We start from the raw sequence: 15,028 nt of genomic DNA, 5'->3' as shown, positions 1-15,028 counted from the left end.
AACAGCGGAAGCTGGCACAAAAGCCGTTAACTGAAAAGTTGACGGCTTTTTGCGTTTTATACATGTCTGCAATTAAGACTGACTTAAGCAAGGCATCAGTAGATCGTGTATTTTTGCGGCTTAACTTTCTTATTCAAGCTAAACAAGCTTCCCCTCTCCTTAAATGCGCTCTTCTTTTCTCACGCTGGCCTATTTCTGCTGCACGCTGATTACTGCTTTCCCGCAATCAATCCAACAAAAAATCGATCCGGTCGATTTGATTAACCCGCTTATGGGAACGGCCTCCAAGCCAAGTTTATCGACGGGTAATACGTACCCAGGCATCACACTACCCTGGGGAATGAACTGCTGGATGCCACAAACAGGTAAAATGGGCGATGGATGGGCCTACACCTACGATGCTGATAAGCTTCGGGGGTTCAAGCAAACGCACCAGCCCAGTCCCTGGATCAATGATTATGGCCAGTTTGCCATTATGCCTATTACCGGCAAATTACGGTTCAACGAAGATGAACGCGCCAGCTGGTTCTCGCATAAATCAGAAGTTGCCCGGCCATATTATTATAAAGTTTATCTGGCTGATCACGACGTAACAACTGAAATCAGCCCTACTGAACGAGCGGCCGCGTTGCGATTCACCTTTCCACAAACAGAGGATGCATATGTGGTTATCGACGCTCTGGACAAAGGCTCTTACGTAAAAATCATCCCCGCCGAACGTAAAATCATTGGTTATACGACCAAAAATAGTGGTGGTGTGCCGGCTAATTTCAAAAACTACTTCGTCATACAATTCGATAAGCCGTTCGCCAATACTGCTGTATGGCATGGAAAAGAGCTGGAAATAAAACAGCTCGAACAAAAAGCAGATCATGCCGGGGCAGTAGTGGGTTTCAAGACTAAAAAGGGTGAGCAAGTGTATGCCCGTGTCGCTTCCTCGTTTATCAGTCCGGAACAGGCTGAACGTAACTTAACCGAGATTGGCAGCGATTCATTCGATACTGTAAAGGAGAAAGCTAAAGCTGTTTGGAGTAAAGAACTAAGCCGGATAACGGCTGAAGGGGGTACAGATGACCAATTGCGTACGTTCTATTCCTGCCTGTACCGAACCATGCTCTTTCCCCGCAAATTCTACGAGCTGGATGCCAATAAGAAGGTTGTTCATTATAGCCCTTATAATGGCGAGGTTTTACCGGGTTATATGTTCACCGATAATGGCTTCTGGGACACGTTTCGGGCTGCTTTTCCTCTCTTCAACCTAACGCAGCCAACCATGAACGCCCATATTATGGAAGGGCTGGTGAATGCTTACAAAGAGAGTGGGTTTTTGCCAGAGTGGGCTAGCCCGGGGCATCGGGATTGTATGATTGGATCAAATTCAGCGTCGATCATTGCCGATGCGTATTTAAAGGGGGTCAGAAACGGTGTTGATATCAATACGCTCTACGAGGCCATTTTGAAAAATACGGAAACGGAAGGACCGTTTAGTTCCGTTGGTCGTAAAGGAGCGAGTTATTACAACAAGCTGGGGTATGTGCCCTACGATGTGAAGATCAATGAAAATGCTGCCAGAACGCTGGAATATGCTTATGACGACTTCACAATTTATCAATTGGCGAAAGAACTGAAGCGGCCTCAGGCAGAGCTGGACCGCTTTGCCAAACGCTCCCAGAATTACCGAAATCTGTTTGACCCGAGTACCAAGCTCATGCGGGGAAAAAATGAAAATGGGACCTTTCAAGCCCTGTTCAATCCTTTCAAATGGGGTGATGCTTTTACGGAAGGTAATAGCTGGCATTATACCTGGTCCGTTTTTCATGATGTACAGGGACTTGTTGACTTAATGGGCGGACGTCGGGAGTTTGTCAAAATGCTCGACTCTGTTTTTGTGGTACCGCCCGTTTTCGATGATTCGTATTACGGCTTCGTTATTCATGAGATTCGCGAAATGCAGATCATGAATATGGGCAATTACGCTCATGGCAACCAGCCAATTCAGCACATGATCTATATATACAATTATGCTGGTCAGCCCTGGAAAACCCAGTATTGGGCGCGCGAAGTGATGAATCGGATGTACCAGCCTACGCCCGATGGCTATTGTGGCGATGAGGACAATGGGCAAACGTCAGCTTGGTACGTGTTCTCAGCTATGGGTTTCTACCCTGTTTGCCCCGGTACCGATCAGTATGTATTGGGAGCACCGCTTTTTAAGAAATTAACATTGAAGCTGGAGAACGGTAAAACCCTGACTATAAATGCGCCCGCTAATAATGCGCAGAATCGGTACATTAAGGGGCTCAACGTAAATGGAAAGCTCTACAACCCGAACTGGCTAAGTCATAAAGAACTGATGAAGGGGGCAACTCTTGATTTTCAGATGACAGACAAGCCAAATACGCAGCGGGGAACAGAGCCGGGAAGTTTTCCGTTCTCGTTTTCTTCGGCAAAATAACGTGAACAGTAGGTTGAACTGATCAAAAGTGGGCTTATACAGGCTCTATGCTAATCAGTTTAGTGAAAAGACTAATTCAACCACAGAGGCACAAAGCGCACAGAGGTCTATAGAGGGAGTGAGTACCCTAAAAGACCTCTGTGCGCTTTGTGCCTCTGTGGTTGAATTAGTCCTGAATTGATCTGTTTTCACTGTATACAGTTAACTAAGAAACCAAAACAAGTAGCTGGGAACTAGATGTTATCCCAGAACTCGCTGATCATTGTCAATACCTCGTCGACTGTGTCTGCCACAAGCAGAATAGAGCGGTTTTCAGCTTTGAGAAAACCATCGGCAACCATCCGATCAAGCTGTTTGAGCATCAGATCGTAAAAACCGTTTGTGTTAACAATCGCCACAGGGCCATCATACAGTTTGAGTTGCCGCCAGGCCAGTATCTCAAAGAGCTCATCCATTGTTCCGTAACCACCCGGCAGGGCGATCACGCCTTTGGATAGCTGCACCATTTTAAATTTCCGTTCGTGCATGGTCTCCACAAAATGGAGCTCGGTGAGCGTCTGGTGGGCTACTTCAAGATCGGCAAGGAAGTTTGGAATAACGCCCGTTACTTCACCCCCGCTCTTTAACACAGCATTGGCCACATTACCCATGAGACCAAAACCACCCCCGCCATAAATAAGCCGAATGTTGTTGGCTGCCAATTTCTCCCCGAGTTCAGCAGCAACTTCGTTATATATCGGGTTCACGCCGAGACTCGACGCACAGTAAACGACTATACTTTGCATAAATAGTACAGACTTGCGTCTGCTTATGGTCTTTCGTGATGGGTAAATATCTGCGTTACATGAGTTGGTCGGCCAGCGAATTCAACGCCATACCACCAAAATTACCCGAGCTTAGCAAGAGAAAAACACCGGTCTTGTCGCGTTGCTGAAGAAGATAGTCCTGCAACTCATCAGGCTTACTAAATACCTGTAAATCCGCTTTGCCAAAGGCCGCTACCACATCTTTGGCCGTAATGGCGTCTGGATTGATCGCTGTTGCATTTTCATCCACATAGATGGCAAAATGGTCGGTGGCATCCAGCGTGTCTTTATACTGCGTTAAAAACGCTTTGGTCAGGCTACTGAACGTATGCAACTCCAAAACCGCCGTCAACTTTCTGTTTGGATACTGGTGTTTGACAGCCTCCGTTGTTGCTTCGACCTTGGCCGGTGAATGAGCTGAGTCGAGGAATAGAATCCGCTGGCCGGATTCTGCCAGTTTTTCCAGCCGTTTCGATACGTTCTTAAACGTCGGAATCGCTTCGTAGAATTGATCTTCCGTAATACCGATTCGGTCACAGACAGTCATAGCCCCGGCAATATTTTTCAGGTTATGCTGACCAAAAATCTGCACGGGAACACGAGCTCCTTTTTTGGTTAGCAGGATAGTCTTGCCTTCAACCGTCGTGCTTGGATGCGGCAGGTAAGGGATTTTGGTAATGCCCGGCCGGTCTTTCTGCCCGATCACATCGAGCATATCATCCGACTCATCGAAAATCAGAATTCCCGCTTTGGGCATGGCTTCGGCCAGAGATTCGAACGCGTCGACATATTCATCCCAAGTAGGGTAAATATTAACGTGGTCCCAGGCAATACCGCTGATCAAAGCAATGTGAGGTTGATAAAGCAAAAACTTAGGGCTGGAGTCAATTGGCGAGGCTGGATACTCATCCCCCTCCAGAATAATAACCGGTGCATCGGGCGTGAGCTTGGCCATTGTCTCAAAACCATCAATCTGTTCGCCAACAAGGTAGTCGAATTGGCGGTTATGGTATTTCAGGACGTGCAAAATCAGGGCCGTTATGGTCGTTTTGCCGTGGCTGCCCGCAATCACTACCCGCTGTTTGTGCCGACTTTGCTGATACATGAACTCAGGATACGAATAAATGGGTATACCCAGCTCCTGCGCTCTCACAAGTTCAGGGTTGTCCTTTTGAGCATGCATTCCGACGATAACAGCGGTTAAATCCGTCGTAATTTTTTCGGGAAACCAGCCCAGCTGAGCCGGTAACAAACCGTGCTGCTGCAGGCGGGATCGCGATGGATCGTAAATTTCATCGTCGGAGCCCGAAATGGTATGGCCTTGTTGGTGAAGCGTCAGAGCAAGATTATGCATGGCGCTGCCGCCAATCGAAATAAAATGAATAACCTGAGACATTCGGTAAAATTAATCTGTGTCGAGTGACAAAAGTAGACGTTCTTTTTGGTTTGAAGAAAGAAGATAATTTACCGGGTAGAGTACTATGTTTCGGTAGTATTAATTTTCTGTCATTTCCGAATCAAACCCCCTACTTTTTCGTTGACTATCGTACGAATAAACTTTACTTGGAAAGCCCATTTTTCCGGGTGAAATTCGCGACTGTTTTTTTCAACACAACCGCTTTTGCGGACTACCCCCATTTTATGCGTCGAACGTAGGGATGAAGACATACTATGATCTGATTGACCAGACATTTGAGTTCCCAACACGGGAGTTCAATGTCGAGAACAATGAACTGATGTTCAACAATGTACCTCTGATGGACATTGTCAAGGAGTACGGTACGCCCTTGAAACTGACTTATTTACCGAAAATCACGGAGCATATTGACCATGCAAAACTGCTGTTCAAAAATGCCATGAAGCGGTATAACTACAAGGGAAGTTATACGTATTGCTATTGTACCAAGTCGTCGCACTTTCGGTTTGTACTCGACGAAGTTCTGAAGAACAACGTACATCTCGAAACCTCGTCAGCGTATGATATTCAGATCATTAGAGAGTTATACAAAGCTGATAAGGTCAACAAGAACACATACATCATTTGCAACGGGTACAAACGGCCGCTGTATACCCAATACATCAGTGAGCTCGTTAATGAAGGATTTGTCAATTGCATTCCGGTTCTTGACAACCTGAAGGAAATTGAGGCTTACGAGAATTCCATAACTGCTGATACGGTCAATTTTGGTATTCGGATCGCTACCGACGAAGAACCTAATTTTGCGTTCTATACCTCGCGTCTGGGCGTTCGTTATAGCGATGTGAATGAGCTGTACCGCAGCAAGATCCAGCCGAACGAGAAGTTCAAGCTGAAAATGCTGCACTTTTTTATCAATACGGGTATCAAAGACAGCGCCTATTACTGGAGCGAATTGAGCCGGTTTATGTACAAATACTGCGAACTGCGCAAGATTTGTCCGGATCTCGACTCTATCGATATCGGTGGTGGAATGCCCATCCAAACGTCGTTCCAGTTCACGTACGATTACCAGGCCATGATCGACCAGATTGTGGAAAGCATCCAGTGGATTTGTAACAAGAGCAACGTACCGGTACCGCATATTTTCACCGAATTCGGTTCGTATACCGTTGGCGAAAGTGGCGCGGTAATTTATAAGGTAATTGACCAGAAGTTGCAGAATGACAAGGAGTTGTGGTATATGATCGACGGTTCGTTCATTACGCAATTGCCTGACTCGTGGGGACTTGGACAGAAGTACATCATGCTGTCGGTCAACAATTGGGATAACCCCTATCAGAAAGTTAACCTCGGTGGACTAACCTGCGATTCGCACGATTTCTATAATACAGAAGCCCACAGCGCTGATTTGTATCTGCCCATTTTTGATCAGGATACCGAAGATCAGTACATTGGTCTGTTCCATACGGGTGCCTATCAGGAGTCATTGGGTGGTTATGGAGGGATCCAGCACTGCCTGATTCCGGCACCACAGCACGTTATTGTCGACAAAGACGAAGAAGGTAACCTACGGACCCGTTTGTTTGCGCCTGAGCAAAACAGCGAAGTGATGCTCAAAATTCTGGGCTACGGTGGTGCTGAACCCGGCATGACGGAGCTGGAAGCGACCGAAGCCGCCGAAGAGCGTGAAGAAGAAGCCGAGCTGTTAAAGGAAGAGAATTAGCGCTTACATTTTGTCATGTTGACCAAGGAAACAGCTTGAAGTTCCTTTATTACTTCAGGGGATCATCTTAGGTACTTCCTTCGTCAGCATGACAAAAAATTAGCCAGCTGTACATTTTTTGGCACTATATTCGTTTATGAATCTGAAGGTTAGAGCTAAAAGGAACAATATATTCATGAAAAAATTACTGATACTTGGTGCGGTACTGGCGACATTGTCGCTCGGATCTTGTTCGCGCAAGGCAAACTGCCCTGCTTATGGAAGTGTGCAAAAGCCTTCGTCGGGACAAATTCGGGCGTAAGCGAAAGACATTTACATAAAAAAACCTCTGGCCTTTTCTGAAAAGGCCAGAGGTTTTTTTATGTAAGACCACATTAAGCGTATTCCAAGACGAAGCGGGAAGCTTCCAGCAAGCTGGTAGCAATACCATCACATTCGGCGGTGATTTGAGGTTCGTGGGCAATACGAACGGTTCGTACACCAACACGCTTACCGGCCTGCATATCGCGCAGGGCGTCGCCTATCATCCAGGAGCTATCGGGTTCAATATCGTATTTTGCCATCGCTTTTTCCAGCATCAATGACCCCGGCTTCCGCGTGAGCGATTCTGTATCGTATTTCGGGTGGTGGGGGCAGTAATAAATATCATCAATGAGCTGTCCACATTGCTCCTGCAAGTAATTGTAACAGGCCATCACATCATCACGAGTGTAAAGTCCACGCGCAATACCCGCCTGATTGGTAATGACGATGAGCATATACCCCGCGTCTTTCAATAGACGAAGTGCTTCGGGGACACCATCAGGAATAATAAAATCCTCGACTCGATACACATAGTCCGTCCGGTCTTCATTCAATACACCGTCGCGGTCTAGAAAAATGCACTTGTTCATTGATGTCATAGGTGATGGTACAGAAGGCAATAATACAATTATTTGCTTAAATAATTGTATTATTGCCTTAAAGTTTGTGTTAAATTTATGAAGTGGTCCCAAAGGTTCCATTCACATTCCTTGACCAATTCAAGGTATTTACACTCTATACGCCCATATCCTGTAATCGTTGCTCCAGTGCCTGAATTTTGGCATCGGCATCTGCCAGCTTCTGACGTTCACGGTCAACCAGTTCAGGTTTCGCATTCGCTACAAATTTCTCGTTCGAAAGCTTTTTGAGCGTCGATTCCCGGAATCCAAGATTGTATTCCAGTTCTTTACGGGTGTTGGCGATTTCCTGCTCAACGTCGACTTCACCGGCAATGTTTACAAAAAATTCATCGCCTTTAATCAGAAACGAAAGTGCCAGTGAAGAGGAGTTTGCCGTTGATTCGCTACCCGCTTTCTCATTGACGTAACTGATCGCTGACACATTGGCCATTTTCTTCACCAGCGTTTCCAATTTACCGAATCGCTCCGGCGTCGTGGTTTTGATGGCCAGCGGAAGTTCTGTTTTTGGTGAAATCTGCTTGGCGTTGCGAATATTCCGGACATTGGAAATGATCTCGAACAATGTCTCGAAATCGGTTAACGTTTGTTCGTCAATGGCGTCGGCTTTCGGAAAAGGTGCGATACAGATGCTATCCCCTTCGTTCCGTTCGCGAATATCCTGCCAGATTTCTTCAGTAATAAACGGCATGAACGGATGCGCCAGCCGCATCAGCCGCTCGAAGAAATTGATCGTGGCCTCATACGTGACTTTATCAATGGGCTGTGATGTGCCAGCTTCAGTATCAAACGGGGGTTTGATGAGTTCCAGATATTGCGAACAGAAATCGTCCCAAATCAGCTTGTAAACGGCCTGCAACGCATCCGAGATGCGGAATTTGCTGAAGTCATCTTCAATCTGAATCAGCGTAGCATTCAGTTTTGATTCAAACCATTGGATGGGTAATGATGGTGTTTCTGATGTGGTTGCTGGCGAATCGGCCACCGTCCACCCTTTTACCAGCCGGAATGCATTCCATACTTTGTTGCTGAAATTTCGCCCCTGTTCCACCAGCTTCTCGTCGAACATAAGGTCGTTCCCCGCTGCCGAACTGAACAGCATACCCGTCCGAACACCATCCGCCCCGTACTGGTCGATGAGGTCGAGCGGATCGGGCGAATTGCCCAGTGATTTGGACATTTTACGACCCAGCTTATCGCGGACGATACCTGTGAGGTAAACGTTTTTGAAAGGAGCTTCACCGCGATACTCATACCCGGCAATGATCATCCGGGCCACCCAGAAAAACAGGATTTCGGGAGCCGTGACGAGGTCGTTGGTGGGATAGTAATAGTTTATATCGGCGTTGTTGGGGTCTTTCAGCCCGTCAAATACCGAGATGGGCCAGAGCCACGACGAGAACCAGGTATCCAGTACGTCTTCATCCTGTGTCAAATCAGCCTCGGTCATGGCGAACAGCAGTTTCTCGTGCTGCACTTTCTCCAGAGCTTCATGCTTGTTTTTGGCCACGATGACCGTACCATCCTGCATGTAAAAGGCTGGAATTCGCTGGCCCCACCACAATTGGCGGCTAATACACCAGTCATGAACGTTCTCCATCCAGGACCGGTACATGTTCTTGAACTTCGGCGGAACGAGTTGAATGGTGTCGTCCATCACGTTCTTCAACGCGGGCTTCGACAACTCGTCCATCTTCAGAAACCACTGTAAGGAAAGTTTGGGCTCGATAACGGCACCCGTCCGTTCTGAGGTACCAACGTTCGATTTATAATCTTCCGTTTTCTCCAGATTACCCGATTCTTCCAGTAATTTGATAATGGCTTTCCGGGCGGCAAAGCGATCCATGCCGACCAGAATCTGTGCTTTCTCGTTCAGCGTGCCGTCGTCATTCAGCGTGTCCAGCACCGGTAGGTTATGCTTGATACCCAAGGCATAGTCATTTGGGTCGTGGGCGGGGGTCACTTTCAAGCCACCCGTTCCGAAATCCATCGTCACGTATTCATCCGTAATGATGGGAATCTCACGGTTGATCAGCGGGATAATCGCTTTCCGACCGTGCAGATGCTTGTACCGTTCGTCGTTGGGGTTAACGGCAATGGCAGCATCGGCCATGATCGTCTCCGGCCGAACGGTAGCAATAACAATGTAAGAAGGGGAAGGAAGGGACGAGGGGGAGGATGTAGTTGAATATGGGAGGTTCTTTTCCTCCCCTTCTTCCCTTTCCTCCTTTTCTCCTTTTATCTCATACCGGATATAAACCAGCTTTTGCTGAATCTCCTTCGTGATAACTTCCTCGTCCGATACGGCGGTGCGGCCTTGTGGGTCCCAGTTCACCATGCGAACACCCCGGTAGATTTGCCCCTTTTCATAGAGGTCAACAAATACATCAATAACGGAGTCGTACAAGGGCGGCTCCATGGTAAAGCGCGTACGGTCCCAATCGCAGGAAGCGCCGAGTTTACGCAACTGCGATAAAATAATGCCGCCGTATTTATGCGTCCATTCCCAGGCGTATTCCAGAAACTCCTCGCGGGTCAGGTCTTTTTTGCTGATACCCCGTTCTTTGAGCATCGCTACCACTTTGGCTTCGGTCGCAATGCTGGCGTGGTCGGTGCCGGGTACCCAACAGGCATTTTTGCCTTCCATACGCGCCTTCCGGACCAGTACATCCTGAATGGTATTGTTGAGCATGTGGCCCATGTGCAGTACACCCGTCACATTTGGCGGGGGAATAACAACGGTATAAGGCTCACGCCCATCTGGCGTTGACTTAAAAAATTGATTATCAAGCCAATATTGATACCACTTGGCTTCAATCTCCTGGGGGGCGTATGTCTTCGAAATCATAAATCAGTTGAAATGTCGGTTCCCGAAAGCCCAAAGGGTAAAAAGCGATGGTGAGGGACGCCGATAAAAAGCAAAATTAACTAAATTGGGTAGGGCGAAAAAACGAAAGCCACTGTTTGGCAGTTTTACGTCTACACTTCATGAGTAAGCGAATATGGAATTCGGAAAAATACATAACCTTGAGACCGTTAATTTTAAGCTGCCACCCGGTGCTGCTTTTAACGGTCGTATCTGGGCCGCTGTTGAACCGTTACCCGTTAGTGATCGGTATAAGCCGTCGGTTTTTATTGGCGGCCCTGTCTGGGCAAACAAAGATTATGTGGGAAAAGTATACCCAAGTCACGCCAAAGAGAAAGATTTTCTGCATTACTATACCCGGCAGTTCAACACCATCGAACTAAACTTAACGCATTACCAGATTCCAACACTGGGCATGATTGAGAAGTGGAAAGCCGAAGCTACGCAAGGATTTACCTACTGCCCGAAGTTTCCGCAGGCCATCAGTCACGAACGTCATCTGATTGGCACGGAGACGCTGACGGAAGAGTTTGTTAATGCGGTACTTAGTCTGGAAGAATACCTGGGCATGGCATTTTTACAACTGCCCCCCACCTTCAGCCCCGACAAATGGCCCGTTCTGGAAACGTACCTGAAAGGTTTACCCGACGAGCTTGATGTGGCCGTCGAGTTTCGTCATCCCGATTGGTTCAGTAAAGCCGCTGTCTGGCAGCAAACCCTCGAACGACTGTATAATTTACATCGGCATGTGGTCATTACGGATGTGGCCGGTCGGCGGGATGTGTTGCACATGGGACTGAGCAGCCCCGTTCTGACGCTTCGGTTTATTGCCAACGAAGGCCACCCCACGGATTACCTGCGTGTTGACGCGTGGGTACAACGACTGAAAACCTGGTTCGATAAGGGTCTCCAAAAAGCATATCTATTCGTTCACGGTGGTGGCGACAACGATACCGCTCCCGAACTGATTCTATACTGGGTTCGCGAATTGAACAAACACTGTGGCCTTAACCTGCCCGAGCCCGTGCTGCAACCGAAAGTAGTGCAGGGAAGTTTGTTTTGATTTACAGGGCTAACGGTTTACCTTTGTTTCATGACTTCACAGACAACAACTCATCGGCATCACCATTCTGAGCGGTAACGCAGCAGAACGAGTTGCTCGTGTTTGTGAATTTGGATAGATATTCCTGATTACCACAATATACAAAGCCCGGTTCTGCCAAGGAACCGGGCTTTTTTTGATGTACAACGGAGTGGTACTCCGTTGAGCCGTCAGGCTAACAGAATGTCCTTATAAACAAAGCCTTTTGAACAAAAAAAAGTTAGCCTGACGGCTCAACGGAGTACCACTCCGTTGTACACAACAGAAACAGTGGAATACTACCGAAATCTGCCTCACTTTCATCCGCTCGAATCTGTGTTTTTTATTACGATTCGGCTGGCTGGCAGTTTACCGGTAGCAACCGTTGAGATGTTGAAAGAAGAACAGGAATTGGCGTTAAAACGACTGAGCCAGCAACCAGATGAATTTGTTAATCAAAAGAAACGCTATTTCGCTCGTTTTGATGAGTTTCTAGATGATCCGCAAAATGGTCCCTATTGGTTGGCAGAAGCGGAAATTGCAAATGTCATCATCGAAGCTCTGCAGTTTCGGAATAAACTTGATTACATATTGATCGCCTACTGCCTTATGTCAAACCACATTCATTTTGTCATTGATACACGGGAGGCAAAAGATATGGATAAGCCACTGTTTCGCGTTTTGCAGTCATTTAAACGATATACAGCCCAAAAAGCCAATCTGTTGTTGAACAGAACGGGAGCTTTCTGGCATGCCGAAAGTTATGACCGCATAGTACGTGACAGTGTTGAGTTGAAAAAGATTATCTGGTATGTACTTCAAAACCCAGTGAAAGCGGGCCTATGTGATGAATGGATGAATTGGGCCCATTCGTATGTAAACGAAGAGTACTTGGTTTGATTTTGCTAAGTTAAGTTGCTTTTGATGTACAACGGACGGGGCCGCCCGCGCGGAGGTTTTCCGTTAAGCCGTCAGGCTAACAAAGTGTCTCGTTATAAACGATTTAATTAACAGAAAAACTTAGCCTATCGGCTCAACGGAACGGGGCGCCGGAGCGATACCTTTCCGTTGTACAAGAAATATGAAAACGGTTATTATCAAATACAATGCGGGGAACGTTCAGTCGGTGATGTACGCGCTGGAGCGGCTGGGAGCCAGTTACCTGCTGACCGACGACGAAGCCGAAATCCGCTCGGCCGATAAGGTCATCTTTCCCGGAGTAGGCGAGGCTAGTACAGCTATGGCGTACCTGCGGGAGCGCGGGCTCGACAAACTGATTCCCTCGTTGAAACAACCGGTGTTGGGTACCTGTGTAGGCATGCAGCTCATGTGCCGCTATTCGGAAGAGAACGACACAACCTGCATGGGTATTTTTAATATCGACGTTCGGCGGTTTCCGAACGACGCTGGGCTGAAAGTGCCGCATACGGGCTGGAATAACATCCATACGCTGCGTGGACCATTAACGGAAGGGTTGGACGACAACTCGTACGTCTATTTCGTACACAGCTACGCGGCCGATGTGTGCCCCGAAACAACCGCCGTTTGCGATTACGTCCGACCATTCAGCGCGATGCTGCACCGGGATAATTTCTATGCCGCTCAGTTTCACGCCGAAATCAGCGGGAATGTTGGGCAGCGGATTTTAGAAAACTTTCTGACGTTGTAGTGCCGGGCGTCTCACCCGGAAGAAAAGTGAACAAGTGTCTTTGAAACGATTGATTCGTTGACGCAAGAATCGGTACCAGAACTTACGACCATAGCCGGGCGGGACGCCCGGTGCTACAGAAATGCATATTATTCCCGCTATTGACCTTATTGACGGCAAAGCCGTTCGGCTCACCCAGGGCGATTACAACCAGAAGAAAGAATACAACGCCCGGCCACTCGAAGTGGCCAAACAATTTGAAGACGCCGGTCTGACCCGCCTGCACCTGGTCGACCTCGACGGGGCTAAAGAGAAGAAAGTCATTAACTGGAAGGTGCTTGAGTTGATTACCTCAAAAACAAGCCTGCACGTTGATTTTGGCGGGGGCGTTCAGTCCGACGAGGACCTGCGCGTGGTGTTCGAATGTGGTGCCAAACAAGTGACGGGTGGCAGCATTGCCGTAAAAGACCCGGATCAGATGGAGCGTTGGTTGTCGCGGCTGGGTTCCGAAAAGTTGATTCTGGGCGCTGATGCCAAAAACGAAAAGATTGCCGTCAGTGGCTGGGAAGAGGGTACCGATGTCTGGATTTATGACTTTCTCCAGAACTGGGTCGAGAAGGGGATAAAATATGTCATCAGCACCGACGTAGCGAAAGATGGTCTGTTACAGGGCCCTTCATTCGATCTATACCGGAACATGCAGGATCAGTTTCCTGGCTTAAATATCATTGCCAGCGGGGGCGTCAGCAACATGGCCGATATTGAGACCCTAGCCGATATGAACGTCTTCGGCGTCATTGTCGGCAAAGCGATTTACGAGGGACGCGTGACGTTGAAGGAGTTGCAAAAGATCAGTGGCCAATGAGTTCCGATTATACCATCAGCGATGACAAATCGAAGCTCAATCTGGCCGTGATTCACCGCTTTTTGAGTCAGGAAGCGTATTGGTGCAAAAATATCCCGATTGACATTGTTCAACGGTCCATTGAGCATTCACTTTGTTTCGGTGTGTATCTGGGCGACGATCAGGTTGGCTTTGCCCGGGTTATAACCGATCAGGCGACCTTCGGCTATCTGGCCGATGTGTTCATACTACCCGAGCACCGGGGCCAGGGGTTATCCAAACAACTGGTGGCCTTCATTATGGCCTATCCGGCTTTACAGGGCTTACGCCGACTCATGCTGGTTACCTTCGATGCCCACGGTTTATACGAACAGTTTGGCTTCAAACCCATTGACATGCCCGAAAATACGATGTCTATTAAAGCTTTTACCGAGTACTGATGCTGACAAAACGAATCATTCCCTGCCTCGATATAAAAGACGGCCGCACCGTAAAAGGTACCAATTTCGTCAACCTCCGCGATGCGGGCGATCCCGTTGCTCTGGCAGCTGTTTATGCCGAACAGGGAGCCGACGAACTGGTTTTTCTGGATATTACGGCTACGGTCGATGAACGTAAAACGCTTATCGAACTCGTGCGTAATGTGGCGCATACGATCAACATACCGTTCACGGTGGGAGGAGGCATCTCATCCGTCGCCGATGTGTCGGCTTTGCTCAATGCCGGTGCGGATAAGATTTCCATCAACTCGTCGGCTGTTCGCAACCCCGACCTGATCAACGAACTGGCGCTGGAATTCGGCAGCCAGTGTGTGGTGGTGGCCATCGACACACGTTTTGTAAACGACGAACACATCGTTCATACGCACGGCGGACGCAAACCCACCGAACTCCGGACCATTGCCTGGGCCAAAGAAGTGGAGGAGAGGGGAGCGGGCGAACTTCTGCTGACCTCCATGGATACCGATGGCACCAAAGCCGGTTTCGCGCTGGAATTGACTGCCCGGATTTCGGGAGCGGCCAACATTCCGGTCATTGCCTCGGGTGGAGCCGGTACAATGGATCACTTTGTGGATGTATTTACCACCGGCAAAGCCGATGCTGGCCTGGCCGCCAGTATATTCCACTTCAAAGAAATTGGAATTCCTGAATTGAAAGGGTATCTGCGCAGCAAAGGGATTGAAATGCGGATTTGAAAGTCTGGGCCAAGCTCCAGCTTGGCCCGTCAAATTTGCTTTGGCCAAT

Annotated in this window: 13 protein-coding genes; 9 read left to right on the top strand and 4 right to left on the bottom strand. The window is 48.1% G+C overall.

The annotated features are described in order from the left end of the window. Nucleotides 1-209: hypothetical protein (locus tag ACYVK4_RS26705; RefSeq protein ID WP_461130626.1), on the top strand; the 209-nt coding region annotated here is incomplete at its 5' end. Then, nucleotides 164-2,455 carry a GH92 family glycosyl hydrolase gene (locus ACYVK4_RS26700; protein WP_461130625.1) on the top strand — a complete coding sequence of 764 codons (2,292 nt, stop codon included), beginning with the start codon at nt 164-166 and terminating at the stop codon, nt 2,453-2,455. The genes ACYVK4_RS26705 and ACYVK4_RS26700, both read left to right, overlap by 46 nt. A gap of 233 nt (nt 2,456-2,688) precedes the next feature. Here ACYVK4_RS26700 and ACYVK4_RS26695 read toward each other — a convergent pair whose 3' ends face one another. Further along, a complete protein-coding gene (locus ACYVK4_RS26695; RefSeq protein ID WP_461130624.1) occupies nt 2,689-3,240 on the bottom strand; it encodes an LOG family protein in 552 nt (183 codons plus the stop codon). A gap of 55 nt (nt 3,241-3,295) precedes the next feature. Beyond that, nucleotides 3,296-4,657, bottom strand: coding sequence for a UDP-N-acetylmuramate--L-alanine ligase (locus ACYVK4_RS26690; RefSeq protein WP_461130623.1), 1,362 nt, complete (start codon nt 4,655-4,657; stop codon nt 3,296-3,298). 262 nt (nt 4,658-4,919) lie between these two features. On the opposite strand from ACYVK4_RS26690, the gene ACYVK4_RS26685 reads away from it, so the two are divergent. Continuing rightward, on the top strand, nt 4,920-6,404 hold the full coding sequence (locus ACYVK4_RS26685; protein WP_461130622.1) for a type III PLP-dependent enzyme domain-containing protein: 1,485 nt from the start codon (nt 4,920-4,922) through the stop codon (nt 6,402-6,404). 374 nt (nt 6,405-6,778) lie between these two features. Here ACYVK4_RS26685 and ACYVK4_RS26680 read toward each other — a convergent pair whose 3' ends face one another. Both ACYVK4_RS26680 and ACYVK4_RS26675 read right to left on the bottom strand, forming a co-directional pair. Further along, nucleotides 6,779-7,297 (bottom strand): D-glycero-alpha-D-manno-heptose-1,7-bisphosphate 7-phosphatase, encoded by a 519-nt coding sequence (locus ACYVK4_RS26680; protein ID WP_461130621.1) that lies wholly within the window; start codon nt 7,295-7,297, stop codon nt 6,779-6,781. A gap of 145 nt (nt 7,298-7,442) precedes the next feature. Continuing rightward, the gene (locus ACYVK4_RS26675) at nt 7,443-10,193 is read right to left on the bottom strand and encodes a valine--tRNA ligase (RefSeq protein ID WP_461130620.1); all 2,751 of its coding nucleotides are present in this window, start codon (nt 10,191-10,193) and stop codon (nt 7,443-7,445) included. A 154-nt stretch (nt 10,194-10,347) separates the two neighbouring features. Between ACYVK4_RS26675 and ACYVK4_RS26670 the strand changes: the two genes are divergently transcribed. The 6 genes from ACYVK4_RS26670 (at nt 10,348) to hisF (ending at nt 14,979) form a co-directional block, all read left to right on the top strand. Further along, the gene (locus ACYVK4_RS26670; protein ID WP_461130619.1) at nt 10,348-11,274 is read left to right on the top strand and encodes a DUF72 domain-containing protein; all 927 of its coding nucleotides are present in this window, start codon (nt 10,348-10,350) and stop codon (nt 11,272-11,274) included. Nucleotides 11,275-11,583: 309 nt separating this feature from the next. Continuing rightward, the gene (locus ACYVK4_RS26665; RefSeq protein WP_461130618.1) at nt 11,584-12,192 is read left to right on the top strand and encodes a transposase; all 609 of its coding nucleotides are present in this window, start codon (nt 11,584-11,586) and stop codon (nt 12,190-12,192) included. Between the two features lie 181 nt (nt 12,193-12,373). After that, nucleotides 12,374-12,961, top strand: coding sequence for an imidazole glycerol phosphate synthase subunit HisH (hisH, locus tag ACYVK4_RS26660; protein WP_461130617.1), 588 nt, complete (start codon nt 12,374-12,376; stop codon nt 12,959-12,961). Between the two features lie 121 nt (nt 12,962-13,082). Next, entirely contained in the window at nt 13,083-13,805 is a 723-nt protein-coding gene (gene hisA / locus ACYVK4_RS26655; RefSeq protein ID WP_461130616.1) for a 1-(5-phosphoribosyl)-5-[(5-phosphoribosylamino)methylideneamino]imidazole-4-carboxamide isomerase, read from the top strand. Then, the gene (locus tag ACYVK4_RS26650) at nt 13,802-14,224 is read left to right on the top strand and encodes a GNAT family N-acetyltransferase (protein WP_461130615.1); all 423 of its coding nucleotides are present in this window, start codon (nt 13,802-13,804) and stop codon (nt 14,222-14,224) included. Before hisA ends, ACYVK4_RS26650 begins: the two co-directional genes overlap by 4 nt. Then, entirely contained in the window at nt 14,224-14,979 is a 756-nt protein-coding gene (hisF, locus tag ACYVK4_RS26645) for an imidazole glycerol phosphate synthase subunit HisF (RefSeq protein ID WP_461130614.1), read from the top strand. The genes ACYVK4_RS26650 and hisF overlap by 1 nt, the downstream gene beginning before the upstream one ends. Nucleotides 14,980-15,028 lie beyond the last annotated feature (49 nt).

The sequence above is a fragment of the Spirosoma aerophilum genome, from assembly GCF_054782495.1.
Note: the sequence above shows the minus strand (reverse complement) of the source record. Positions and strands in the feature narration are given on the sequence as shown.